20 protein-coding genes are annotated in these 23,239 nt (G+C 71.1%); 9 read left to right on the top strand and 11 right to left on the bottom strand.

The features are described from left to right. Nucleotides 1-5: 5 nt before the first annotated feature. The 8 genes from ASD21_RS16560 to ASD21_RS16595 all read right to left on the bottom strand — a co-directional run bounded on the left by ASD21_RS16560 (nt 6) and on the right by ASD21_RS16595 (nt 11,324). Nucleotides 6-890: an alpha/beta hydrolase gene (locus tag ASD21_RS16560; protein ID WP_056443635.1), complete on the bottom strand. Its 885-nt coding sequence runs from the start codon at nt 888-890 to the stop codon at nt 6-8. A 243-nt stretch (nt 891-1,133) separates the two neighbouring features. Then, nucleotides 1,134-1,469, bottom strand: coding sequence for a thioredoxin (trxA, locus tag ASD21_RS16565; RefSeq protein WP_056443639.1), 336 nt, complete (start codon nt 1,467-1,469; stop codon nt 1,134-1,136). A 130-nt stretch (nt 1,470-1,599) separates the two neighbouring features. After that, nucleotides 1,600-5,088, bottom strand: a complete 3,489-nt coding sequence (addA, locus tag ASD21_RS16570) for a double-strand break repair helicase AddA (RefSeq protein WP_056443642.1) — start codon at nt 5,086-5,088, stop codon at nt 1,600-1,602. A 112-nt stretch (nt 5,089-5,200) separates the two neighbouring features. Beyond that, nucleotides 5,201-8,200, bottom strand: a complete 3,000-nt coding sequence (addB, locus tag ASD21_RS16575; protein ID WP_056443645.1) for a double-strand break repair protein AddB — start codon at nt 8,198-8,200, stop codon at nt 5,201-5,203. 2 nt (nt 8,201-8,202) lie between these two features. Then, nucleotides 8,203-8,940: an N-acetylmuramate alpha-1-phosphate uridylyltransferase MurU gene (gene murU / locus ASD21_RS16580; RefSeq protein ID WP_056443650.1), complete on the bottom strand. Its 738-nt coding sequence runs from the start codon at nt 8,938-8,940 to the stop codon at nt 8,203-8,205. Then, on the bottom strand, nt 8,937-10,028 hold the full coding sequence (amgK, locus tag ASD21_RS16585; protein ID WP_056443652.1) for an N-acetylmuramate/N-acetylglucosamine kinase AmgK: 1,092 nt from the start codon (nt 10,026-10,028) through the stop codon (nt 8,937-8,939). The genes murU and amgK overlap by 4 nt, the downstream gene beginning before the upstream one ends. Beyond that, a complete protein-coding gene (gene tsaE / locus ASD21_RS16590; protein ID WP_056443653.1) occupies nt 10,018-10,473 on the bottom strand; it encodes a tRNA (adenosine(37)-N6)-threonylcarbamoyltransferase complex ATPase subunit type 1 TsaE in 456 nt (151 codons plus the stop codon). The genes amgK and tsaE overlap by 11 nt, the downstream gene beginning before the upstream one ends. Further along, the gene (locus tag ASD21_RS16595) at nt 10,470-11,324 is read right to left on the bottom strand and encodes a 1-acyl-sn-glycerol-3-phosphate acyltransferase (RefSeq protein WP_156398409.1); all 855 of its coding nucleotides are present in this window, start codon (nt 11,322-11,324) and stop codon (nt 10,470-10,472) included. The genes tsaE and ASD21_RS16595 overlap by 4 nt, the downstream gene beginning before the upstream one ends. A gap of 121 nt (nt 11,325-11,445) precedes the next feature. Here ASD21_RS16595 and ASD21_RS16600 point away from each other — a divergent pair, with 121 nt between their 5' ends. After that, complete coding sequence (locus ASD21_RS16600) at nt 11,446-12,081, top strand: hypothetical protein (RefSeq protein WP_056443655.1); 636 nt, start codon at nt 11,446-11,448, stop codon at nt 12,079-12,081. Here ASD21_RS16600 and ASD21_RS16605 read toward each other — a convergent pair. After that, the gene (locus ASD21_RS16605; RefSeq protein ID WP_056443658.1) at nt 12,078-12,269 is read right to left on the bottom strand and encodes a hypothetical protein; all 192 of its coding nucleotides are present in this window, start codon (nt 12,267-12,269) and stop codon (nt 12,078-12,080) included. The genes ASD21_RS16600 and ASD21_RS16605 overlap by 4 nt on opposite strands. Nucleotides 12,270-12,348: 79 nt before the next feature. Further along, nucleotides 12,349-13,101, bottom strand: coding sequence for an SDR family oxidoreductase (locus ASD21_RS16610; RefSeq protein ID WP_200941449.1), 753 nt, complete (start codon nt 13,099-13,101; stop codon nt 12,349-12,351). Nucleotides 13,102-13,212: 111 nt separating this feature from the next. Between ASD21_RS16610 and ASD21_RS16615 the strand changes: the two genes are divergently transcribed. The 3 genes from ASD21_RS16615 to ASD21_RS16625 all read left to right on the top strand — a co-directional run bounded on the left by ASD21_RS16615 (nt 13,213) and on the right by ASD21_RS16625 (nt 16,046). Continuing rightward, entirely contained in the window at nt 13,213-14,124 is a 912-nt protein-coding gene (locus ASD21_RS16615; protein ID WP_056443659.1) for a LysR family transcriptional regulator, read from the top strand. Nucleotides 14,125-14,175: 51 nt separating this feature from the next. Next, nucleotides 14,176-15,294, top strand: coding sequence for a cell division protein ZapE (zapE, locus tag ASD21_RS16620; protein WP_056443660.1), 1,119 nt, complete (start codon nt 14,176-14,178; stop codon nt 15,292-15,294). A 167-nt stretch (nt 15,295-15,461) separates the two neighbouring features. Next, the gene (locus ASD21_RS16625) at nt 15,462-16,046 is read left to right on the top strand and encodes an NUDIX domain-containing protein (RefSeq protein ID WP_056443662.1); all 585 of its coding nucleotides are present in this window, start codon (nt 15,462-15,464) and stop codon (nt 16,044-16,046) included. An 11-nt stretch (nt 16,047-16,057) separates the two neighbouring features. On the opposite strand, the gene ASD21_RS16630 is transcribed toward ASD21_RS16625, so the two are convergent. Beyond that, nucleotides 16,058-18,169, bottom strand: coding sequence for a hybrid sensor histidine kinase/response regulator (locus ASD21_RS16630; protein WP_056443664.1), 2,112 nt, complete (start codon nt 18,167-18,169; stop codon nt 16,058-16,060). Nucleotides 18,170-18,476: 307 nt separating this feature from the next. On the opposite strand from ASD21_RS16630, the gene sdhC reads away from it, so the two are divergent. The 5 genes from sdhC to ASD21_RS16655 all read left to right on the top strand — a co-directional run bounded on the left by sdhC (nt 18,477) and on the right by ASD21_RS16655 (nt 23,220). After that, on the top strand, nt 18,477-18,884 hold the full coding sequence (sdhC, locus tag ASD21_RS16635; RefSeq protein WP_056443671.1) for a succinate dehydrogenase, cytochrome b556 subunit: 408 nt from the start codon (nt 18,477-18,479) through the stop codon (nt 18,882-18,884). 1 nt (nt 18,885) lies between these two features. Continuing rightward, entirely contained in the window at nt 18,886-19,293 is a 408-nt protein-coding gene (gene sdhD / locus ASD21_RS16640; protein WP_056443674.1) for a succinate dehydrogenase, hydrophobic membrane anchor protein, read from the top strand. Then, complete coding sequence (gene sdhA, locus ASD21_RS16645) at nt 19,293-21,080, top strand: succinate dehydrogenase flavoprotein subunit (RefSeq protein ID WP_056443679.1); 1,788 nt, start codon at nt 19,293-19,295, stop codon at nt 21,078-21,080. Before sdhD ends, sdhA begins: the two co-directional genes overlap by 1 nt. Before the next feature lie 11 nt (nt 21,081-21,091). After that, complete coding sequence (locus ASD21_RS16650; protein WP_056443681.1) at nt 21,092-21,874, top strand: succinate dehydrogenase iron-sulfur subunit; 783 nt, start codon at nt 21,092-21,094, stop codon at nt 21,872-21,874. Nucleotides 21,875-21,969: 95 nt separating this feature from the next. Continuing rightward, on the top strand, nt 21,970-23,220 hold the full coding sequence (locus ASD21_RS16655) for an NAD(P)/FAD-dependent oxidoreductase (RefSeq protein WP_056443684.1): 1,251 nt from the start codon (nt 21,970-21,972) through the stop codon (nt 23,218-23,220). Nucleotides 23,221-23,239: the final 19 nt, after the last annotated feature.

Consider the following 23,239-nt stretch of genomic DNA (forward strand, 5'->3'; position numbering starts at 1 on the left):
CGGTTTCAGGGCTTGAGGGGTTTGGCGTCCACCAAGGGCCGTTCGTGCAGCCAGCCGCCGTCGCTCAGCCAGTCGGCCAGGCGGTCGGGCCAGTGCAGGATCGACAGGCTCTCGGAGTGGGCGGCGATGTTGAAGCCGTGGTCCATGTCGGCGAACAGGTGCAGCTCGGCCGACACGCCGGCCTTGCGAAGCTGGCTGTAGAGGGTCACGGCCGGTTCGGCGCAACATTGGTCCAGGGAGCCGGCGGTGATGAAGGCCGGCGGGGCGCCGGCCGCGGCCTGGGCGGGGATGCCCAAGGGCCCGGGATAGACCAGCACCTGGAAGTCGGGACGGGCGCTGACCGCGTCGAGCGGATCGGCCGAGGGCGGCTGGGGCGGCGCGGGGTTGTCGGCGACCAGCGAGACCAGCTCGCCGCCCGCCGAAAAGCCCATCACCCCGATCCGGCGCGGGTCCACGCCATATTGGGCGGCGTTGGCCCGCACCCAGCGGACAGCCTGGCGCAGGTCGGCGGCGGCGTCGCGTTCGATCGCGTAGGTCGATCCCGCCTCGCGCGCCAGACGGTACTTCAGCACGAAGGCGGTGACGCCGTAGCGGTTGAGCGCCTTGGCCGGCCCGACGCCCTCGTTGACGAAGACCAGCATGCGATGCCCGCCGCCGGGCACGACGATCACGGCCGCGCCGTTGGCGTGGCGCGGATCGGCCGGGAACACCGTCAGGGATGGATCCTGGACGTTGCGCACATAGGTGTTCTCGACGATCTCGGGCTCGTCGGACCGCCGTTCGGCGCCCGGCGCCCCGTGGGGCCAGAGCGAAACCGTCTCCGGACCGCCGGCGACCGCGCGCGGCGTGCCGACCAGAAACGCCACGAGAGCCAAGGCGCGGACGAGCATTGCGAACCTCCCGAACCGCGCATGCGGCCTGTCTTCGCGACGCAGACTTCACATTTTAACGCCCGTGCCTACCGCGACCATCGTCTCGGTTCGGCGCGACAGCCGGGGTCCGGTCGCCCGAAGACGGTCCGGTTCCTGGAGCGATCCCAGGGCGGGCTTCTGTCCGCAAATCGACCCCCAAACGCAAACCGCCCGCCTCGCGTCGGCGAGGCGGGCGGCTGTGCGCTGTGAACCAGCGAACGCCTAGGCGGGCTGGTGCACGCCGGCTTCGTTCAGCCATTCCAGGATCTTGGCCTTGGGCATGGCGCCCACCTTCATCGAGGCCATCTGGCCGCCGCGGAACAGCATCATGGTCGGGATGCCGCGCACGCCGTAGCGCGACGGGGTCGTGGGGCTGTCCTCGATATTGACCTTGGCCACGGTGACCTGGTCGGCCAGCTCCTCGGAGATCTGCTCCAGGGCCGGGGCGATCTGCTTGCACGGACCGCACCACTCGGCCCAGAAGTCGACCAGGACCGGCTTGTCGGCCTGCAGGACGTCCTTTTCGAAGGACGCGTCGGTCACCGTCACGGTGCTCATCTCTTTGGCTCCATCTGCGCCCGGAGGATCGGGGCGCGCTAGAAAACTGTGTGGCCCAAACTGCCTGGGTGGGGATTCGCGCCCCGTCTTGCAGCAAGATTTAGGGACCCGCGCCCCCCTCGGCAATGATCTAGAACAGCCGGGCCAGGGCGGCGGCCATCACCTTTTCTGGAACCGCCATGAGTTTGGGGCCGTCCGTCCACACGATCGCGGCCTCGATCGGGCGGTCCGGGAACACCTCGGCCAGCACGGCGGCGTAGACCGCCATCTGGGACAGATAGGCCGGATCGGCGTTCTCGATGCGGTCGGGCGAGGGGCGGTTGGTCTTGTAGTCGACCACCAGGACGCGGCCGGGCATGACCACCAGCCGGTCGACCCGGCCCGAGATCTTCAGGTCCGACGGCAGGCCGCGCGCCCCGCCGGCCACCGAGACCTCGGCCCGCGAGCCGGGGCCGAACACCGCCGCGAACCGGGGGTCTTCCAGCACGCCGAAGGCGGCGGACGCCATTTCCGCGCGCTGGTCGTCGGTCAGGTCGCGCTCGGCGGCCAGCAGGCGGCCGGCGGCGGTCCTGCGATCCACCGGCTCGATGTCGGGGAGAAGCTGCAGCAGCCGGTGGATGATCTCGCCGCGCCGGTAGCGGCCCAGGCCCGACACCGCCGCCAGGGGCGACGGCGCGCTGCCCCGGGCCTCGTCCTCCAGGGTCGAGGGGGCGGCGTAGCGGGCGGCGGGCGTCTCGGGCGCGGCCGGGGCCAGGGTCCAGGCGGGGGTCGGGACGGGGCCCGGCGCCGGGCGCGGCGCCGAGGCATCGGCGCGCATCGGGTCGGGCCCGAAGCGCTTGCGGCCGTCATCGGAGATCTCCCGCACGCCCGGCTCGATATCGGGATGGGCGAAGGCGGCCTGGGCGGCGGCGTACCAGCCGCCGACGTTCTCGTCCTTGGTCCGCGCGTCGATCCGGCCGCACAGGATCAGGCGGTCGCGGGCTCGCGTCAGGGCCACGTAGTAGAGGCGCAGGGCCTCCTCGGCGTCCTTCTTCTCCCGGCGCTCGCGGGCGCTCGCGCTGGCCTCGCAGTCGTTGGCCTTGGACGCGCACCACAGGAAGCCGCCGGCCTCCGTCCGCATCAGCGGCGAGCCGCGCGCCCCGCCCTTCATGGTGGTCTCGGGCAGGAAGACGATCGGCGCCTCCAGGCCCTTGGCGCCGTGGGCGGTCATCACCCGCACCTCCTGGCGCGCGCCCTCCATCTCGCGCTTGACCACGATGTCGAGGCTGGCGAAGTCGGCGACCAGGGCCTCCAGGTCGCGCACCCCGCGCTGCTCGGCGGCCAGGATCTGGGCCAGGAACTCGTCCAGGGCCTCGGCGGCCTCCTCGCCCAGGCGGGTCAGCACCTTGGCGCGGTTGGAGCGGACGGTGTCGTCCACCCGGCCCAGCAGCAGGGCGTAGAACTCGAACGGCTGCTTGCGGCGGCTCTCCGCCAGGGCCCAGCGCAGCAGGTCGCGGGCGGCGGACCATTTGGGCTGCTCGGCGGCGCGGTCGTTGACGGCCTTCCACAGCGTGCCGGGCCGGCCCTTGGCCAGGGCGTAGAGGTCGTCGTCCGACAGGCCGCAGAACGGGCTCTTCAGCAGGGCCGCCAGGGTCAGGTCGTCGTCGGGGAACAGGCAGAACCGGCCAAGCGCCAGCAGGTCGTCGAACACGATGTGGGCCGACAGGCTCAGGCGGTCGGCGCCGGCCACCGGCACGCCGCGCCGCTTCAGGGCCCGCAGCACCTCCTCGAACAGCGCCTTGCGCCGGCGGACCAGCACCAGGATGTCGCCCGGGTGGGCGGGCCGCCACAGCTTCGTCTCCTTGTCGAACACCGCGTCGCGGCGGGCGATCAGGGCCTGGATCTCGACGGCGATCTTCTCGGCCAGGCGGCGGTTGGCGCCGTGCTCGCTCTCGGCGTCCAGCGGCGCGTCCCAGGCCTCGCGCTCCTCGCCGGGCAGCTCGCGCTCCAGCGGCCACAGGTCGACGCACCCCTTGTGGTCGACGCGGAACGGCTGGTGGCGCACTAGGTCCTCGCCGGCCGGGGCGGGCACGCCCGACCGCGTCTCCGGGGCCGAGAACAGGGCGTCGACGAAGCTCAGCACCTCGACCGTCGAACGGTACGACATGGTCAGGGGCACGGCCTTGCCGATCCGGTCGGCGGCGGTGATCTGGGCGATGTAACCTTGCGTCTCGGCCAGCAGGCGCTGGGGATCCGCGCCCTGGAACGAATAGATCGACTGTTTCTCGTCGCCGACCACGAACAGGGTGCGGACGTCCTCCCCCTGATGGGTGGCCCGCCAGCGCACCGCGCCGGCCCCGGCGAAGAAGTCCGAGGTCAGGGCCCGCAGGATCGCCCACTGCTCGGGGGCGGTGTCCTGGGCCTCGTCCAGCAGGATGTGGTCGATGCCGCCGTCCAGCTTGTACAGCACCCAGGCCGCGTCGACCTTTTCGGTCAGCAGCACCTTGGTGCGGTCGATCAGGTCGGCGAAGTCCAGGGCGCCGCGGGCGTCCTTCTCGATCTGGTGCGAGGTGACGTAGAGGGCCGCCAGGCGCAGGGCGTCGGCGCTGTCCTCGGCCACCCGGGCGGCGCGCAGCCATTCGCGGGCTTCCTCGAGGCGCTCCTGCTCGGCCAGCAGGCGCGTGCGCAGGTCCTCGCGGGACTTCAGGCCCGAGGTCTTGGCCGGCCAGGTGGCGGGCGTGCCGGCCCCCTTCTCGGTGAACAGCGCCGCCAGGGCCTGGTCGAGGTCGGCGTCGGGATCGGCGGCCACCGCCCGAAGTTGGCCGGCGCACTTGATGTCGGTCTTGGTCCCGTTCAGCAGCACGTCGGCGACCGAGCGCCAGAGGTCGCGGTCCAGTTCGGCCATCGCCTCGGCCGTGACGTCCTCGACGCTGCTGGCCCCGTAGTGGAAGCCGCAGACCTTCCAGACGTCCTCGACCGCCCCCCGCAGGCCGCCGACCCGTTGCAGATAGTCGCCGATCGCCCCGCGCTGGGTCTCGAAGGTGGCGAACATCGCCTCGAAGCTGGCGAAGTCCAGGGCCACCGAGAACCGGGCATAGGCCAGGGCGAAGGCGTCGTCGTGGTCGGTGACGTAGGTCGCCACCTGGCGCAGCGCGCCCTGGGCGATGGCGGACGAGGCGCTGTCGTCCATCACCTGGAAGCCGGGCGAGACCCCGGCCTCCAGCGGGAAACGCCGCAGCAGCTTCTCGCAGAAGGCGTGGATGGTCTGGATCTTCAGCCCGCCCGGCGTCTCCAGCGCCTTGGCGAACAGGCCCCGCGCCTCGGACAGGTCCTTATGGCTGAAGCCGGCCGGATCACGGCCCTCCAGCGCCCCGAGCTGCTCGCGCAGCTTGACGTCGGGGGTCACGCACCACTCGCCCAGCCGCTCGAACAGCCGCCGCTGCATCTCGGCGGCGGCGGCCTTGGTGTAGGTCACGCACAGGATCGCCTCGGGCGTCGAGCCGGCCAGCAGCAGGCGCGCGACCCGGTCGATCAGGGTCTTGGTCTTGCCCGAGCCGGCATTGGCCGTGACGAAGGCCGAGATCGCCGGGTCGGCGGCGATGCGCTGGGGGTCCGGGGGCAGGGTCAGGGCGTCGGACATAACTAGGCCCTCCCCCCGTGGGGGAGTCGTCCCACCTCGGCGGTATCCCCCCACCGATCGCTTCGCGATCGCCTCCCCCACAGGGGGAGGGACTTTTGGGGGAGGGCGAAGCTCACTCCGAACCCTCCCCGTCGTCGCCGCTGGTCGACCACTCGAACACCCGGGCCAGATGCCCGTAGTCGCCCGCGTGATCGTGCACGAACTGCGGCGCCACGCGCGACAGGTACGGCTGGTGCGGATTGTCGTAGCGCTCGATCAGTTCGCGCAGCCCGTTCAGCGCCTTGATCGCCGCCTCCTGGCTGTCGACCCCGGCGGCGGCCCGCACCTCCTCGACGCCGGCCGGCTTGCGGCCCGTGACCCGCAGATAGGTCAGGTCGCCGGGCTCGCGCGGGCCGATGTCCTTGAACCCGCCCTCGCGCAGGATCGCGGCGGTCAGGGTCAGCTGGGGCGAGAAGCCGGTCTCGACCTGCTTCTTGGACGGCGCGGCGCCGGTCTTGTAGTCGAGGATGTGGGCCAGGCCGTCCGGCGTCGGCTCGATGCGGTCGGCCTTGGCGGTGACCGTGAACGGCCGGCCGCCGATGTCGAAGGTCAGCTCGCCGGCGGCTTCCACCACGATCCGTTCGGCCCCCGCGCGGCGGCGGGTTTCCAGATCGGCGACCCACAGGGCGGCCTCGCGGGCCAGGGCCCGTTCGCGGGCCAGGGCGGCGGGCGGCATGCCGGCCTTTTCCAGTTCGCCCAGATAGAGGCCGGCGAAGATCCCGGCGGCGTCGGCCGGCACGGGGCCGGGATGCTCCAGCGAGAAGGTTTCGAACGCCGCGTGGATCGCCGTGCCGCGCGCCCGGGCCTCGACCGGCTCGTCAGGGCGGTCCAGCGGGAACAGCTTGAGGATGTCGCGGGCCCAGACGGCGTAGGGGTCGCGGGTCAGGGCCTCGATCCGGGTGACGGCCATCCGGCGCGGACGGTCGGCGACCGGCGGGGTCGGGGCCGGGCGCTTGATCGGCTCGTAGGGACCTGGCGCGTCCAGATCGCGGGCCCAGGCCAGCACGTCGGGGCGCTCGGTCAGGGAAAGGCCCGCGCCGCGCGCCAGGGTCTTCAGCCGCCACAGCCAGCGGCTCTCGACGGCCGGCGCCCCGCCGCGCCGCTCGCTGTGGACCAGGATCACGTCGGGCGCGCAGGCGGCCTGGGCGAAGTCGTGGGCGGTCAGGCCGATGCGGCGCTCGGGCGGCGGCAGGTTCAGCTTGGCGCGCATGGGCCGCGACAGGAACGGGTCGATCGGCGCGCCGCGCGGCCAGATCCCCTCCTCCAGCCCGGCCAGGATCAGCCGGTCGGCCCGCACCATCCGCGCCTCGATGGCCCCGAAGATCCGCAGGCGCGGGTGGGTGGCCCCGCCGGTGCGCAGGGTCTCCTCGTTGACCAGGCGGTCGAACAGGTCGGCGAAGCCCTGGGCCGAGGCCGGCGGCAGGGCGACGCCGTCGGTGATCAGCGACGACAACAGGCCCGCCAGGCTCTCGCCCGCTGACCCGGCCCAGAGATCCGTGGGATCGGCCAGGGCCTCCAGCGCCTCGACCAGGGCCCGGGCGGCGGCGGCCGGCTGGCCGGCCTTGGGATCGGCGACATAGGGCAAGGCGACCCGATGGGCGGCGGCCAGCACGCGCTCGACCAGGGTCTTGGCCTCGGCATGGTCCTTCAGCCGTTCCAACAGCTGGGCGGCGTCGCGCGGAGCCGGACCGCGCAGGCCCTTCAGCTCCAGGTCGCGGGTCACCGACGCGTCGGCGCGCAGCAGCGGATGCTTGGACACGGCCAGCAGGCGCACGGGATCCAGCGGATCCACGGCCAGGCCCGCCACGTGCTGAGCGAGGATCGCCGCGGGGCTGGCGGCCAGGGGCGCGCCGGCCGAGCTGTCGGGGATCACGCCCCAGCGCACCAGGCGGGCGTTGACCCGCCGGGCCAGCTCCTGGTCGGGGGTGACCATGGCGGCGGTCCGCCCCGGATCCTCCAGCGCTTCGCGCAAGAGAAGCGCGCAGGCGACGGCCGCCTCCTCCTCGGTGCGGGCGTTGACCAGGGACAGGCCCTTCAGCCCCTCCTCGATCGGATCGAGCCCAGGCGCTTCGGCGCGCAGCCGGTCGATCTGGGCCAGCCAGTCGGCGGTGGCCTGGGCCGGGCGCAGGGCCTCGTTGATCAGGCGGCGACGCCAGCGGCCCCGGCTGTCGGCCTCGGGCCACCAGGGGCGGACGTCGGCGCGGGTGACCTTGGCCCCGTCCAGCAGGCGTTTCATCGCCCCCTGCGGATGCTGTTCGCCCTGGACGCCCTCGATCTGCTCCCAGGCGTCGTCGGCCAGGCCGTCGTCCAGGCCCGGCAGCACGACCGCGCCCTGGGGCAGGCCGGCGATCACCCGCAGCAGGCGGGCGGTGGCGGGCGCCGTGCCGGTCGAGCCGGCGGCGACCAGCACGCCTTGCGGCGGGCTGGCCTCCCACTGGTCCGAAAGCGCGTTCAGCAGCCGCACCCGCCGGTCGCTGACGTCGATCAGCCCCATCTCGTCCAGGCGCTTGGGCCAGGCGGTCAGCACCGCCTTCAGGAACCGGGCCGAGACCTGCCAGTGCTGGGCCAGATCCCCCTCGGCCAGGCCGTCCAGGCGGCCGTCGTCGGTGATCACTTCCTCGATCTGGCAGCTGTCGAGGAACTCGGCCAAGGCCTTGGCCATCTCCAGCGCCTGGCCGGCTTGCGGCTGGAACGACAGCAGATGGGCGTTGTCGGCCACCAGCCGGGCCAGCTCGAACCGGCGGCGGCGCGAGGACACGGCGGGGGGGACGTTCAGCGACAGCTCGCCGGGTTCGAACGGCGGCTCGCCCTCGTCCAGGTCGCCCAGCGGCCGGATCTGCGGCAGCAGCAGGGCCTTGCCGCCGCCGGCCGCGACAAAGGCGTCGGCCAGGGCGCGGGCCCCGCGTCGGGTCGGGGTCAGGACGGTGGCGGCGGCCAGGGCCTCGGGGCCGAGCGGCGCCAGGGCGTCCAGCAGCCCGCGCGCCAGGTCCTCGACGAAGGGCCGGTGGGCGGGGATCGAGAACCAGCGCGGCCCCAGACGATCGAAGGGGGGACGATCGAAGGGGCCGGCCATGGTCAGGCGCTTCCCGCCAACCGGGCCTCGGCGGCGTCCCGCGCCTGGGGATCGCCGACATGCATCCAGACCCCGTCCGGCGCGACGCCGTGCACGCGGTGGTCGGCGGCCAGCGCCTTCCAGGTCGGCAGCAGCGAGAACGGGCCCTCGGGACCGTCGGCCACGATCCGGGGCTTGCAGATATGGACGCCGACATAGACCAGCGGCGCGGTCTCGCCCGGGGTCTTGAACCGCACGACGCCCTCGTCGCTTAGGAACACGTCGCCGGTGTCGTGGAAGCCCAGCGACCGCGTCGTCGAGGCCAGCATCAGGCAGACGTCCATGGTCGCCGGATCCCAGGCCCGGGCCACGGCCTCGATGGCCGAGGTCTGTTCAATCCAGACGGAGTCGATATTGGCCACCCAGATCGGATCGTCGCCCAGCAAGGGCAGGGCGTGCTTGACGCCGCCGCCGGTCTCCAGGGCCTGGGGACGCTCGTCGGAGATGACGATGCGGGGCAGGGGATGGGTCTCCGCCCGGGCGGCCAGGTGCGCCTCCAGCCGGTCGGCGAAATAGTGGACATTGACCACGGCGGTCTCGACCCCGGCGGCGGCCAGGCGGTCCAGCATGTGGTCGATCAACGCCTTGCCGCCGACCTCGACCAGGGCCTTGGGCCGGTCGTCGGTCAGGGGGCGCATGCGGGTGCCCAGGCCCGCGGCCAGGACCATGGCGATCTTGGGCGCTTGCGGGGGCGCGCTCATCGACGGAACTCCGACGGCACGTGGGCGTCGAACCAGGCCTTCACGCCGGTCATCGCCGGGTCGTTCAGATTGCGCTCCAGATAGCGCCAGGTGCGCGGCATGTAGGCCTCGTACTGCGGGCGGCCCAGCAGGGCCTGGCGGGCGAACACTCGGCCCAGGATCCGCGCGGCGTTGGAGGCGGCCAGGGCGCGATAGTCGGCGATGAACGCCGCCCGATCCACGCCCGGCCGGGCGGTCAGGTAACGGTCGAGCATGGCCTGCTCCAGCTCCGGCGAGACGTCGCGGCGGGCGTCCTGCAGCAGGTGGGTCAGGTCCCAGGCCGGGTGGGCGCGCAGGGCGTCCTGGAAGTCCAGCAGGCCCACCCGGGCCACGCCGTCGCGCTCGGGCAGCCACAGCAGGTTCTGGGCGTGATAGTCGCGGTGGGTGAAGACCGAGGCGCCGGCCTCGCCACGCACCCAGACCGGGGCCCACAGGGCGTCCCACGCGGCCACGGCCTCGGGGCCGAACGCCGGCAGGCCCGAGAACTTCGGCCAGAATTCCAGGAAGGTGTCGGTGGCGATCTTCAAGGCCAGGGTGTCGTAGGTCAGCAGCGGCCAGGCCACGCCGCCTTCGGCCGTGAGGACGTCCGGCGGCGTCTCGGCGTGCAGGGCCACCTGGACGTCGACGGCGGTCTCGTACAGCGGGACCTCGTCCTGGCCCTCGGCGATCAGGGTGGCGTAGAGGCCGTCGCCCAGGTCCTCCAGCACCGCCAGTCCGGCCTCGACGTCGTGGGCCAGGATGCGGGGCGCCGACAGGCCGCGTTCGCGCAGGTAGGCGGCGGTGGCGACGAAGGCGGCGACCGAGCCGGCGGCCAGGCGGGCGGCGGCGTTGTAGCCCAGGGCCACGCGCTCGGCGTCGCTGGCTCCGGGCGGGCAGACCACGCTCTCCAGGGCCGGCGGCTGGTCCATGAAGATGAAGCTGTCGCCGTCCCGGTGCAGCCGCTCGTAGCTGCGCGTCGAGGCGTCGCCGCTGAGCAGTTCGCGGCGGGCGTCGCCGAAGCCGTGGGCCGTCAGGAAGGCCGCCTTGAGGGTTTCGCGATCAGAGCTCAAGCTTGCGTCCTTCGAAGGTTCCGTGCGGGACGAGGATGGCGCGGCGCGCCGATCCGTCTTCGCCCATGGGGGTGATGTCTATAGCGAGTCGGTCAGCCGGCAGGCGGCCTTGCAAGCGCTGGGGCCATTCGATCAGGACCGCGCCGTCCTCCAGCGCCTCCTCCAGCCCGATCTCGTAGGCCTCGTCCGGATCGGTCAGGCGGTAGAGGTCGAAATGGGCGACCGGGAAGTCGGGGCCGTCATAGAACTGCACCAGGGTGAAGGTCGGGCTGGGGACCTCCTCGTCGGGCGAGGTCAGGGCGCGGACCAGGGCGCGGGCCAGGGTCGACTTGCCCGCCCCCAGCGGACCGGTCAGGCAGACGGCGTCGCCGGGACGCAGGGTCGAGGCCAGCTTTTCGCCCAGCGCCTGGGTGGCCGCCTCGTCGGGCAGGGAGATCTCGATCATCGCAGCACCGCGTCGGGGTTCGAGGGCAGCACCCGCTCGACGAAGTGCTTGAGCGCCCCGGCGGCCATGGCCGCGTCGGGGTCCAGCGCCTTGGCCGGGATCGGCTTGCCGACGATCAGCGAGAAGCGCCGGCCGCGCTTGTTGAGCATCTCGTGGAATAGGGTGATGTCGCGCAGCTCCTGGAAACGGCCGTCGAACAGGTGGAACAGGGTGGACCATGGCCCCGACAGGTGCATGGGGGTGATCGGCGCGTCGCTCCACCGGGCGATCGAGACGGCCGAGGGCTGCCAGGGCTTGTCGGTCAGCCGGCCCTGAACCTTCGTCGCCAGTCTGCCGGCCGGGAAGATCATCAGGGCCTGCTCGGCCTTCAGCACCGCCCGGGTGCGCTCGACCACCCGGCGGGTGTCGCCCAGGGTGCGCTTGGCCTCGACCCATTCGACCGGGATCAGCACCTCGTCGAGGCCGGGACAGACGCGCAGGGCGTCGGAATTGGCGTAGAATTGCATGTCCGGCCGCCGCGCCCTGAGGGCGTCATGCACCGCCATGCCGTCGGCGATGCCGGTGGGATGGTTGCAGACCACCACCACCCGGCCCTTGGCGGGCAGGTTCTCCAGGCCCTGGACGGCGACCTCGACGCTGAGCAGGCGCGAGACGTGGTCCAGCGCCTCGCGGCCGCCCATCGGGGCGATGGCGTCGACCATGGCCCGGGCCTTGCCGTAGCTCAGCAGGGCGTGCAGCGGCCCGCGCGCCAGCGGCCAGGCCGGCGAGCCGCACAGCTTCGGCGCCCGCTCGGCGATCAGGGTGTCGATGATGTGGGGGCGGGCCGCGTCCTGGGCCTGCGGGCTGGTCATCCGCGGACTCTAGAGAACGCGCCGCGCAGTTCCAAGAGCGTGGCCAAGGCGGGGCCTCGGGGAATTTGACGGACCGCTCGCGACGTCGGACGTTAGAGGCTGGGGAAGAGGGAGTTCTTGCATGAAGCGTTTTGGTCGCTGGCTGGTCGCCGTCGTCGTGATCGCCGCCGTCGGGGCGGGCGCGTGGGCCTATTGGAACTACGACCTGCGCTGGCGACCCAAGACGATCACCCGGAACCAGGCCGAGATCGCCAAGATCCTGGAGGGCGCGGGCTGGGTGTCGCCCGGGCTGAAGGGCCCCAAGCTCTACATGGTCAGCTTCCGCACCTGCCCCGACTGCGTGCGGTTCAAGGCCGAGGAATATCCGGTCCTGCACAAGGCCGGGGTCGACACCCGGCTGATCGAGATCGCCCGCGCCGACCGCAACGGCGTGCCGAAGTCGACGCCGGCCGAGCGGGCGACCGTGGCCGAGCTGTGGGTCAACCGCGGCTGGGCGCTGTCGGAGAGGTGGGACGCCACCCCGGTCGAGGCCTGGACGGCCGCCGGCATCGCCCCCGCCGACGGCGACGTCGCCCGCACCGCGGTGATCGAGGCCGGCCGCAAGTCCGTCGAGGACCTGCGGCCCCTGCTCAAGGCCAACGGCGTGAACTTCGCCTATCCGCTGCTGGTCTGGTGGACCCCGGACGGCAAGATGAAGGCCTGCGCCTGCGAACGGCGCGAGACCTATCGGTTCGTGCGCAAGGATCTGGGGGTCTAGACCGGCCGGTTGCTGATCTCGGCCTTCCGCGCCTGGCGGGTCTTGGTCCCGGGGCGGTGGTCGAGGTCGCCGTCGCGGGGCGCGGCGCCGGCGTCGAGGTTCAGGTTGTCGGCGTCGTCGTAGAGCGCCGCGGTGGCGCCTTCGGGGGCGAGGTCGGAGGGAATCGCGCGGTCTTCGGGTCGGGCCATGTCGGTCTCCTTCTGACGTGTCAGGGAAACAAACGACGTCGCCCCCGGCCACGTTTCATGGCCGGGGGATCGTGGGTCGCTAGAAGTCCTGCGCCGTCGGGCGGACGGCGATCTCGCTGACGTCGACGTCGGCCGGTTGCTCCACCGCATAGGCGACGGCGCGGGCGATGGCGTCGGGGCCGATGGCGATCTCGTAGAAGGCGTCCAGGGCCTTCAGCGACTCCGCGTCGGAGCTGCCGTGCTTGAGCTCGGTGTTGACCCCGCCGGGCGAGATCACCGTCACGCGGATCTTCGAACCGACCTCGTGGCGCAGGCCTTCGGAGATGGCGTGAACGGCGAACTTGGTGCCGCTGTAGACCGTGCCGCCCGGGCTGAAGACCTTGCGGCCGGCGATCGAGCTGATGTTGACGAACTGGCCCGAGCCTTGCGCCTCGAACACCGGCAGGGCGGCGGCGACGCCGTACAGCAGGCCCTTGATGTTGATGTCGATCATCCTGTCCCACTCGTCGGTCAGGCGGGCCGACATCGGGGCGATGGCCATGTAGCCGGCGTTGTTGACCAGCACGTCGACGCGGCCGAAGGCCTTCACGGCGGCGGCGATCATCGCCTCGGCGTCGGCCTTGACGGTGACGTCCGTCTGGACGGCGATCGCCTGGCCGCCGGCGGCGGTGATCTCGGCGACCAGGGCTTGCAGACGATCGAGGCGACGGGCGGCCAGCACCAGGCGGGCGCCCTTGGCGGCGAGGTGGCGGGCGGTCGCTTCGCCCAGGCCGCTGCTGGCCCCGGTGACGACGACGACCTTGCCGGAAATGTTGTCAGCGATGGCGGTCATGGCGGATCTCCTTGTTTCGTGGGCGTCCTCGCCCGTGGCCAGAAGATGAGGGCTCGACCCCTTCGCGATAATCCTTGATAGTTTGAACGTCGTTTCAAACAGGATTTGATAATGCAGCGCGACCTGCTGGACGGCGTCGTGGCCTTCACCACCGTGGCCCGCCGACGCAGCTTCACCGTGGCGGCGGCCGACCTGGGCGTCACGCCGGCGGCGGTCAGCCATGCGGTCAAGCAGTTGGAGGCCCGGCTGGGGGTCGTGCTGTTCGCCCGCACCACCCGCGAGGTCGGCCTGACCGAGGCCGGGCGGCGCTACCTGCAGGGCGCCCAGCCGGCGGTCGAGGCGATGGAGGCCGCCACGGTCTCGGCGCGGTCGCTGGGCGAGGGGCCGGCGGGCACGGTGCGCCTGACCACCTCGCGCCTGGCCTTGCGAATGCTGCTGGCCCCGGTGATCACCGACTTTTCCCGCGCCTATCCGGACGTGCGGCTTGAGGTCGTCGTCGACGACGCCTCGATCAGCATCATCGAGGAGGGTTTCGACGTCGGCGTGCGGATGGGCGAGATGATCGCGCCCGACATGGTGGCCGTCCGGGTGTCGCAGCCCTTCCGGTTCTGCGTGGTCGGGGCGCCGGCCCTGCTGCAGCGCTGGGGCCGGCCCGAGCATCCGCGCGACCTGAAGGCCATCCCCTGCCTGAACGTCCTGCAGACGACCCGCCGCAACAACTATCGCTGGGAGTTCGAGGAGGACGGCCGCGAATTCGAGGTGGCGGTCGACAGCGCGATCAGCGTCAACGACTTCGACTTCCTGTTGAAGAGCGCGATCGACGGCCTGGGCCTGACCTATCAGCCCGAGCCCCTGGCCATGCCGCACGTGATGACGGGACGGCTGGAGCGGGTGCTGGACCCCTATCTGGCCGGTCCGACCGCCTGGCATCTCTACTATCCCAGCCGCCTGGGCGCCTCGGCCCCCTTGCGGGCTTTCGTCGAGTTCATGCGCGGCCGCCTGCGCGTCCCGGGCCGGGCCTAGAGGCGCCTTAGGCCTTTCCCCGCCGGCCACGGCGCGCTAACCGGGTCGACGATGCCCACTTCCGTCCGCACCGCCTATCGAGAACGCCTGGCCCAGGGCGAGATCAAGCCCGACGTCGCCCAGGCCGCCGCGGTCGACGCCCTGTCGCGGCTGGAGGCCGATCTCGACAACGCCGGCGAGCCGGGCTTCTCGCTGTTCGGCCGCAAGCCCAAGGCCCAGAGGGGCGTATATCTGTGGGGACCGGTCGGGCGCGGCAAGTCCATGCTGATGGACCTGTTCTTCGACAGCGCCCCGGTCGCCAAGAAGCGTCGGGCGCACTTCCACGCCTTCATGGCCGAGGTCCACGAGCACATCAACGCCTGGCGCAAGGGTGACGCGGCCGAGCGCAAGGCGCGTTTCGGCCAGCACAAGGGCGACGACCCGATCGCGCCCACCGCCGACCTGATCGCCGAGGACGCCCGCCTGCTGTGCTTCGACGAGTTGCAGGTCACCGACATCGCCGACGCCATGATCCTGGGCCGGCTGTTCGAGGCGCTGTTCGCCCAGGGCGTGACCCTGGTGGCCACGTCCAACCGCCCGCCCGACGAGCTCTACAAGGACGGCCTCAACCGCCAGCTCTTCGTCCCGTTCATCGAGATGCTGAAGGAGAGGCTGGAGGTCGTGGCCGTGCGCGGCCCGGTCGACTTCCGGCTCGACCGCCTGCGCGCCGCCCGCACCTGGCTGGCCCCGGACGACAAGACCAGCCTCGCCGAATTCGACCGCCTGTGGGCCGACATGCTGGACGGGGCCGAGGAGACCGGCGCCACTCTGGAAGTTCTAGGCCGCAAGATGCGCTTCCCGCGCGCCGCCGGCGGCCTGCTGCGCGCCTCGTTCGCCAGTCTCTGCCAGCAGGCCCTGGGGCCGCAGGACTATCTGGCGATCGCCGAGCGGTTCCACACCCTGTTCCTGGAGGACGTGCCGCTGCTGACGCCCGAGCGGCGCGACGCGGCCAAGCGGTTCAACACCCTGGTGGACGCCCTCTACGAGGCCGACGCCAAGCTGGTGGCCCTGGCCCACGGCGAGCCCGAGGCCCTGTACCCGGCCGGCCACGGGTCGTTCGAGTTCGAGCGCACGGTGTCGCGCCTGCAGGAAATGCGCTCGGCCGACTATGTGGCCCGGGTGAGGGATTAGGGGAGCGTGAACGGTCCTGGTCCGAAAACCTCGTCCTTCGACAAGCTCAGGATGAGGTTTCCTACTGAACCGACGCCGAAAGTAGCCCTCATCCTGAGCCTGTCGAAGGACGAGGGCGGTCCCGCGGTCATTCGCCGTCGAAATTCCACCGACACCAGGAGCGCCAGATGAGCGTCAAAGACCGCGTCCGCGTCCACGAAACCCGCCTGCTCTCCGACAACTGGTACGTCCTGAGGACGACCACCTTCGACTGGAAGCGCCGCGACGGAACCTGGCAGACGCAAGCCCGCGAGCACTACGACCGCGGCAACGGAGCGGTGCTGCTGCCCTACAACCTGGCTGAGCGCACCGTGCTGCTGGTCAAGCAGTTCCGCTATCCGGCCTTCGTCAACGGCTATGACGACCTGCTGGTCGAGGCCGCCGCCGGCCTGCTGGACGACGCCGAGCCGGAGGTCCGCATCCGCGCCGAGGTCGAGGAGGAGCTGGGCTATCGCCTGGGCGAAGTGACCAAGGTCTTCGAGGCCTTCATGAGCCCGGGCTCGGTGACCGAGGTGCTGCACTTCTTCGTCGCCGAATACGACGCCGCGATGCGGATCGGCGACGGCGGCGGGCATCCGGACGAGGGCGAGGACATCGAGGTGCTGGAGCTGGCGATCGACGAGGCCCTGGCCATGGTCGCCGACGGCCGCATCCGCGACGCCAAGACCATCATGCTGCTGCAGCATGCGGCGCTGACGCTGTTTCGGGATTGAAAATCCCTCTCTCAAAGAGAGAGGGATTCCTCGTCCGCCGCGTCGGCCGGCGCCCGCGCGCGCGCCCAGCGGTCGATGGCGTCGATCAGCTCCGACGGCGAGATCGGCTTGCCGATGTGGCCGTTCATGCCGGCCTGGACGCTGGCCTCCACATGTTCGGGCAGGACGTCGGCGCTCAGCGCGATGATCGGGGTGTCGCGGTTGGCGCTGTCCTGGGCGCGGACGGCGCGGGCGGCGGCGAAGCCGTCGACCTCGGGCATCTGCAGGTCCATCAGGATCAGGTCGAACCGCTCGCAGGCGGTCAGGCGCAGGGCCTCGGACGCGCTGCCGGCTTCGGAGACCTCGTGGCCGACAGCCTGCAGCATGGCGCGCACCAGTTCGCGGTTCACCGCCACGTCGTCGACGACCAGGACCTGGGCGCGGACGACCGGCCTGGCGCGCTCGGCGCGCCCGCCCGCCGGAACCGGCGCGGCTTCCTCGGCGCGGACCTCGAAGGCGAAGATCGAGCCGCCGTCCGGCGCGGGCTCCATGGCGATCGAGCCGCCCATCAGCTCGACCAGGCCCTTGCAGATCGACAGGCCCAGACCCGTGCCGCCGTAGCGGCGGCTGATCGAGCCGTCGGCCTGGAAGAAGCGCTGGAAGAGGCCGTCGCGCTTGTCCTCGGGCACGCCGCAGCCGGTGTCGCGCACCGAGACCCGCAGCACGCCGCCGGCATGGCGCACGCTCAGGCGCACCTCGCCGGTCTCGGTGAACTTGATGGCGTTGCCGACCAGGTTGACGATCACCTGGCGCAGCCGGTCGGCGTCGGCCTCCAGGGCCGCGGGGACGTCGGGGTCGAGATCCAGCGACAGCGCCAGGTGCTTGGCGGCGGCCTGGTCGGCGAACAGGGCCATCACGTCGTCCAGGAACGGCGCCAGGGCGAACGGCTGGGGCGCCAGGGCCACGTGGCCGGACTCCAGCTTGGAGAATTCCAGGATGTCGTTGACCACGGTCAGCAGGGTCATGCCCGCCGTCCTGACCCGCCGCACGTAGAGGCTCGCGTCGGGCGTCAGGTCGTCGAGATCGGCGAGCAGGCTTGAAAAGCCGTTGATCGCCGTGAGCGGCGTGCGGATCTCGTGGCTCATATTGGCCAGGAACTCGGCCTTGGCCTCGGCGGCGGCCTCGGCGCGCAGCTTGGCGTCCAGCAGGGCGGCCTCGCGGGCGCGGGCCTCGGTCACGTCCATCAGGGCGCCGAACAGGGTGGCGACCTGGCCCTCGCCGTCAGGCTCGACCGCCGCGTGGCAGACGACGTGGCGCACCGCGCCGTCGGTCCGGGTCAGGCGAACCTCGAACTCGAACGGCTCGCCCGTCGCGGCGGCGGCCTTCAGCCCGGCCCGCCAGCGGGGGCGGTCGGCGGCGTCGAAATGGGCCAGCTGGGTTTCCAGGTCGGGGACGCCGGTCGAAGGCTCGCGCCCGTAAATCCGGAACACCCCTTCGGACCAGGTGGTCTCGCCGCTGGCCAGATGGACGCGCCAGTGACCCACCCCGGCCATGTCCTCGGCCATCAGGGCGATGCGGTGGGCCTCGCGGATGGTGCGGGCGTCGGCCTCGGCGCGGTCCTGCGCCTCCGCCACCTCGCGGCGGGCGCGCGTCAGGTCGATCTGAAGCGACCGGAAGACCCGGAAGACCAGGTAGGTGGTGGCCAGCACCGTGGCGATTCGCCAGGGCTGGTCGCGCTGGACCAGCCGCACGCTGGCTCCCAGCTGGACAAAGACCATCGAGATCAGCATCGGCGTCAGGTTGGTCAGCAGGCGCTTGGGTCGGGCGTAGTCGCGCACCAGGATCTCGAACATGACCACGCCGTAGAGGGTCACGCCGAAGGTCTGGGCCGCGCCGATCTGGAAGAAGGTCAGGTAGAAGCCGGCCAGGGCGTAGCCGGCGCTCTGCATCCAGGCGAAGAGGTCGGCGGCGCCCTCCGAGGTGCGCGCCTCGGCGACGGCCAGGGCGGCCATCGCCGCCATCCAGAAGAACGGCGCGGGATCGTTGGAATAGGGCAGGGTGGCGCAGAAGACGACGGCCGAGAACACCAGGCGCGCGCCCATCCCGCCGGTGTCGCCGCCCGAGACCCGCAGCACGTCGCTCACCGCGCCGAGTCTGCGTCGCCAACTGGCGACCGCCGGCGCATCCGTCAAAATCCCTGCGGCCATTGAACGCACCCCAACTCGGTCAACCGATCATTTACCCTTCAGGGCTGAACGAAAGGTTGAACGCGGTCGGCGAACGCCGATCGCCTTCGCGGCGCCGCGACGGAAGCCTCGGCCTCGGGATTTCGTCGCGCCTATCCCTCACGATGCTGAGAACGCTTCTCAACAAGGGCGGCTGCGTTGACACCCCCAACGTCGCGCTTAAAAGCATCCCGCAACGCACAAAGCCAAAGGGTTGGACACAACCATGACCGAGACCAGCGGGGGCCTCCCCGAGCGCCCTCTGTCGCCGCACCTGCAAGTCTGGCGCTGGCACATCACCATGGCCTGCTCGATCCTGCACCGAGCCTGCGTCTTCGCGCTCTATGTCGCCGTCCTGCTGCTGGCCGGCTGGGCCCTGGCCCTGGCCTCGGGTCCCGAAGCCTACGCCTGCTACACCGGCGCCCTGGGCTCGCCGTTCGGCAAGCTGGTGCTGTTCGGCCTGACCGTCGCGGTGCTCTACAACATCGCCTACACCGTGCGTCAGACCGTCTGGGACGCCGGCAAGGGCTTCACGCCGAAGATCGCCGACATGTCCGGCGCCTGCGCCATCGCCTTCGCGGTGGTCGGCGCGATCGTCGTCTGGGTCATCGCCGCCCAAACCGGAGCGCTCTGACATGGCCGGTCCTTCCTCCGCCAACCGTTTCCGCACGCCGATGTCCCGGGCCCGCGGCCTGGGCGCCTCCCGGCACGGCGTCAGTCACTTCATCACCGAGCGCGTGTCGGGCATCGCCCTGATCCCGTTGGCCCTGTGGGGCCTGTTCGCCGGCCTGCGCCTGGCGGGCCTGGGCTTCGACGGCGCCGCCGAATGGGTGGCCATCCCGCACAACACCGTCCTGCTCTGCCTGCTGATCGTCGTCGCCCTGATCCATCTGAAGGGCGCGGTGCAGGTGGTGATCGAGGACTACATCCCGGACTTCACGACCAAGACCGTGCTGGTCCTCGCCAATCTTTTCGTTTGCGTCCTCGGCGGCGCTCTTGGGGTCGTGGCGATCCTCAAGGTCGCCTTCACCGGAGCCCTCTGATGTCGGCCTACAAGTTCATCGACCACAAGTTCGACGTCGTCGTCGTCGGCGCCGGCGGTTCGGGCCTCCGGGCCGCGCTCGGCTGCGCCCAGGCCGGCCTGAAGACCGCCTGCGTCACCAAGGTGTTCCCGACCCGCAGCCACACGGTCGCCGCCCAGGGCGGGATCTCGGCCTCGCTGGGCAACATGGGCCAGGACGACTGGCGCTGGCACATGTTCGACACCGTCAAGGGCTCGGACTGGCTGGGCGACCAGGACGCCATCGAATACCTGACCCGCAACGCCCCGGCGGCGGTCTACGAGCTGGAGCACTGGGGCGTGCCGTTCTCGCGCACCGTGGACGGCAAGATCTATCAGCGCGCCTTCGGCGGCATGACCAAGAACTTCGGCGAAGGTCCGATCCAGCGCACCTGCGCGGCGGCCGACCGCACCGGTCACGCCATGCTGCACACGATGTACGGCCAGTCCCTGGCCCACGACACCGAGTTCTTCATCGAGTACTTCGCGCTCGACCTGATCATGGAAGACGGCGTCTGCCGGGGCCTGACCGCCTGGAAGCTGGACGACGGCACCCTGCACCGGTTCCAGGCCCAGATGGTCATCCTGGCCACCGGCGGCTACGGCCGCGCCTACTTCTCGGCCACCTCGGCCCACACCTGCACGGGCGACGGCAACGCCATGGCGCTGCGCGCGGGCCTGCCGCTGCAGGACATGGAGTTCGTGCAGTTCCACCCCACCGGCATCTACGGCGCCGGCTGCCTGATCACCGAGGGCGCCCGCGGCGAGGGCGGCTACCTGACCAACTCGGAAGGCGAGCGCTTCATGGAGCGCTACGCCCCGTCCGTGAAGGACCTGGCCCCGCGCGACATGGTCAGCCGGGCCATGACCATCGAGATCCGCGAAGGTCGCGGCGTGGGCCCCAACAAGGACCACATCTTCCTGCACCTGGACCACCTGGACCCGAAGATCCTGCACGAGCGCCTGCCCGGCATCTCCGAGACCGCCAAGGTCTTCGCCGGCGTCGACGTGACCAAGGCCCCGATCCCGGTCCTGCCGACCGTCCACTACAACATGGGCGGCATCCCGACGAACTATCACGGCGAGGTCGTCACCAAGTCGGGCGACAACCCCGACCAGGTGATCCCCGGCCTGATGGCCGTGGGCGAGGCGGCCTGCGTGTCGGTGCACGGCGCCAACCGCCTGGGCTCCAACAGCCTGATCGACCTGGTGGTGTTCGGCCGCGCGGCCGCCCTGCGCTGCGCCGAGATCCTCAAGCCCCTGGCCACCCAGCCGGAGCTGAAGGACAGCATGACCGACGGCCACCTGGCCCGCTTCGACCGCTTCCGCCACGCCAACGGCAATCAGCCGACGGCGGCCCTGCGTCTGGAGATGCAGAAGGCCATGCAGGAGGACGCCGCGGTGTTCCGCACCGGCGAGAGCCTGGAAAGCGGCGTCGTGCGCCTGCAGGCGGTCTGGGACAAGGCCAAGGACATCAAGGTCAGCGACCGGGGGCTGGTGTGGAACACCGACCTGATGGAGACCCTGGAGTTCGACAACCTGATCGGCCAGGCCGTGGTCACCGTGGCCGGGGCGGTCAACCGCACCGAAAGCCGCGGCGCCCACGCCCGCGAGGACTTCTCCACGCGCGACGACGCCAACTGGATGAAGCACACCCTGGCCTGGCTCGACCCGTCGACCGGCAAGGTGAAGATCGATTTCCGGCCGGTGCACAGCTACACCATGTCGAAAGACATCGACTACATCCCGCCCAAGCAGCGCGTGTACTGAGGGTACGATCGATGGTTCAGCTCACCCTCCCCAAGAACTCCACCGTCCAGCACGGCAAGACCTGGCCCGCTCCGGCCGGCGCCAAGAACACGCGGTCGTTCAAGATCTATCGCTACGATCCGGAAGACGGCCGCAACCCGCGCTGGGACACCTACGAGGTGGACCTCGACGCCTGCGGCCCGATGGTCCTGGACGCCCTGCTCTACATCAAGAACACCATCGACCCGACGCTGGCCTTCCGCCGCTCGTGCCGCGAAGGCGTCTGCGGCTCGTGCGCGATGAACATCGGCGGCCGCAACACCCTGGCCTGCACCCACGGCCACGCCGACACCCCCGGCAAGGCCGTGCAGATCAGCCCGCTGCCGTCGCAGCCGGTGGTCAAGGACCTGATCCCGGACCTGACGCTGTTCTACGCCCAGTACGCCTCGATCGAGCCCTGGCTGCACACCGTCACGCCCGAGCCGCAGACCGAGTGGAAGCAGTCGCCGGAAGACCGCTCCAAGCTGGACGGCCTCTACGAGTGCATCCTGTGCGCCTGCTGCTCGACCTCGTGCCCCAGCTACTGGTGGAACGGCGACAAGTACCTGGGCCCGGCCACCCTGCTGCACGCCTACCGCTGGCTGATCGACAGCCGCGACGAAGCCACGGGCGACCGCCTCGACAACCTCGAGGACCCGTTCAAGCTCTATCGCTGCCACACGATCATGAACTGCGCCCAGGTCTGCCCCAAGGGCCTGAACCCGGCCAAGGCGATCGCCGAGATCAAGAAGATGCTGGTGGAGCGGGTCGTCTAGCGACGAGCGCCCTTCCAATCGCGGTCTTCGGACCCCAGGCCGATCGGCTTGCAAAAAGGTGACGCCCTCGTCATCTTTGTTCGAACGGGAGGACGATGGCGTTGAGTGAAGCTGGAACAGGTGACCTGAACGCCCGCGTCGTGATCGTGGGCGCCGGCCATGCCGGCGGTTCGGCCGCGGCCTTCCTGCGCCAGTACGGCCATGTCGGCCCGATCGTGCTGATCGGCGAAGAGCCCCTGCTGCCCTATCAGCGCCCGCCGCTCAGCAAGGCCTGGCTGAAGGGCGAGGCCGACGCCGACAGCCTGCAGCTCAAGCCCAGCAGCTGGTACGAGGAGGCCGGGGTCTCCCTGCGCCTGGGCGGCGTCGTGGTGTCGATCAATCGCGGCGCCAAGACCGTCAGCCTCGCCTCGGGCGAGACCCTGCCCTACGACTATCTGATCCTGGCCACCGGCGCCCGGGCCCGGGCCCTGCCGATCCCCGGCGCCGATCTCTCCGGCGTGTTGTCGCTGCGCACGGCGGCCGACGCCGAGGCCCTGAAGGCCGCGCTCGGCCCCGGCAAGCGGCTGGCGGTGATCGGCGGCGGCTATGTGGGCCTGGAAGCGGCGGCCTCGGCCCGCGCCCTGGGCGGCCATGTGATGATCATCGAGCGCGAGCCGCGCGTGCTGGCCCGCGTGGCCTGCGAGACCCTGTCGACCTTCTTCCAGGACTATCACGGCGCCCGGGGCGTGGCCTTCGAGTTGGACGCCGGGGTGGCGGGCTTCGAGGGCGAGAACGGCCACGTGACCGGCGTGCGCTTCACCGACGGCCGGGTGGTGGCCTGCGACGTCGCCCTGGTCGGGGTCGGGGCGATCCCCAACGAGGAGCTGGCCCGCGACGCCGGCCTGGAGTGCGCCAACGGCGTGGTGGTCGACATCGAGGCCCGCACGGCCGATCCGTTCGTGTTCGCCATCGGCGACCTGACCCACCGGCCGCTGCCGATCTATGGCCGCCAGTTCCGGCTGGAGAGCGTGCCCAACGCCCTGGAACAGGCCAAGCAGGCCGCGTCCGCCATCGCCGGCAAGGCCATGCCGCCGCACGAGATTCCGTGGTTCTGGTCCGACCAGTACGACCTGAAACTGCAGATCGCCGGCCTGCCGTTCGACGCCGACCGCCAGGTGGTGCGCGGCGACGTGGCCGCCGCCAAGTTCGCCGTCTTCCACCTGAAGGGCGACCTGGTCCAGGCCGTCGAGGCGGTCAACGCGCCGCCCGAGTTCATGGCCGGCAAGCAGCTGATCGCCAAGCGCACGCCCGTCAGCATCGAGAAGCTGGCGGATCCGACGATTTCCATGAAAGAAGTAGCGGCGTAAAACGATCGTTCGAAAGTAT

It is taken from the genome of Caulobacter sp. Root1455, from assembly GCF_001426905.1.
GTDB lineage: Bacteria > Pseudomonadota > Alphaproteobacteria > Caulobacterales > Caulobacteraceae > Caulobacter.

What these genes read in the sequence shown, in the direction of transcription:
- ASD21_RS16560 (WP_056443635.1), bottom strand. Translation starts at nt 890, where the DNA reads ATGCTCGTCCGCGCCTTGGCTCTCGTGGCGTTTCTGGTCGGCACGCCG.
- sdhD (WP_056443674.1), top strand. Translation starts at nt 18,886, where the DNA reads ATGGCCGGTCCTTCCTCCGCCAACCGTTTCCGCACGCCGATGTCCCGG.
- ASD21_RS16605 (WP_056443658.1), bottom strand. Translation starts at nt 12,269, where the DNA reads ATGGCCCGACCCGAAGACCGCGCGATTCCCTCCGACCTCGCCCCCGAA.
- addA (WP_056443642.1), bottom strand. Translation starts at nt 5,088, where the DNA reads ATGTCCGACGCCCTGACCCTGCCCCCGGACCCCCAGCGCATCGCCGCC.
- ASD21_RS16650 (WP_056443681.1), top strand. Translation starts at nt 21,092, where the DNA reads ATGGTTCAGCTCACCCTCCCCAAGAACTCCACCGTCCAGCACGGCAAG.
- ASD21_RS16615 (WP_056443659.1), top strand. Translation starts at nt 13,213, where the DNA reads ATGCAGCGCGACCTGCTGGACGGCGTCGTGGCCTTCACCACCGTGGCC.
- ASD21_RS16655 (WP_056443684.1), top strand. Translation starts at nt 21,970, where the DNA reads ATGGCGTTGAGTGAAGCTGGAACAGGTGACCTGAACGCCCGCGTCGTG.
- ASD21_RS16595 (WP_156398409.1), bottom strand. Translation starts at nt 11,324, where the DNA reads ATGACCAGCCCGCAGGCCCAGGACGCGGCCCGCCCCCACATCATCGAC.
- ASD21_RS16610 (WP_200941449.1), bottom strand. Translation starts at nt 13,101, where the DNA reads ATGACCGCCATCGCTGACAACATTTCCGGCAAGGTCGTCGTCGTCACC.
- addB (WP_056443645.1), bottom strand. Translation starts at nt 8,200, where the DNA reads ATGGCCGGCCCCTTCGATCGTCCCCCCTTCGATCGTCTGGGGCCGCGC.
- tsaE (WP_056443653.1), bottom strand. Translation starts at nt 10,473, where the DNA reads ATGATCGAGATCTCCCTGCCCGACGAGGCGGCCACCCAGGCGCTGGGC.
- ASD21_RS16600 (WP_056443655.1), top strand. Translation starts at nt 11,446, where the DNA reads ATGAAGCGTTTTGGTCGCTGGCTGGTCGCCGTCGTCGTGATCGCCGCC.
- trxA (WP_056443639.1), bottom strand. Translation starts at nt 1,469, where the DNA reads ATGAGCACCGTGACGGTGACCGACGCGTCCTTCGAAAAGGACGTCCTG.
- ASD21_RS16625 (WP_056443662.1), top strand. Translation starts at nt 15,462, where the DNA reads ATGAGCGTCAAAGACCGCGTCCGCGTCCACGAAACCCGCCTGCTCTCC.
- sdhC (WP_056443671.1), top strand. Translation starts at nt 18,477, where the DNA reads ATGACCGAGACCAGCGGGGGCCTCCCCGAGCGCCCTCTGTCGCCGCAC.
- zapE (WP_056443660.1), top strand. Translation starts at nt 14,176, where the DNA reads ATGCCCACTTCCGTCCGCACCGCCTATCGAGAACGCCTGGCCCAGGGC.
- murU (WP_056443650.1), bottom strand. Translation starts at nt 8,940, where the DNA reads ATGAGCGCGCCCCCGCAAGCGCCCAAGATCGCCATGGTCCTGGCCGCG.
- sdhA (WP_056443679.1), top strand. Translation starts at nt 19,293, where the DNA reads ATGTCGGCCTACAAGTTCATCGACCACAAGTTCGACGTCGTCGTCGTC.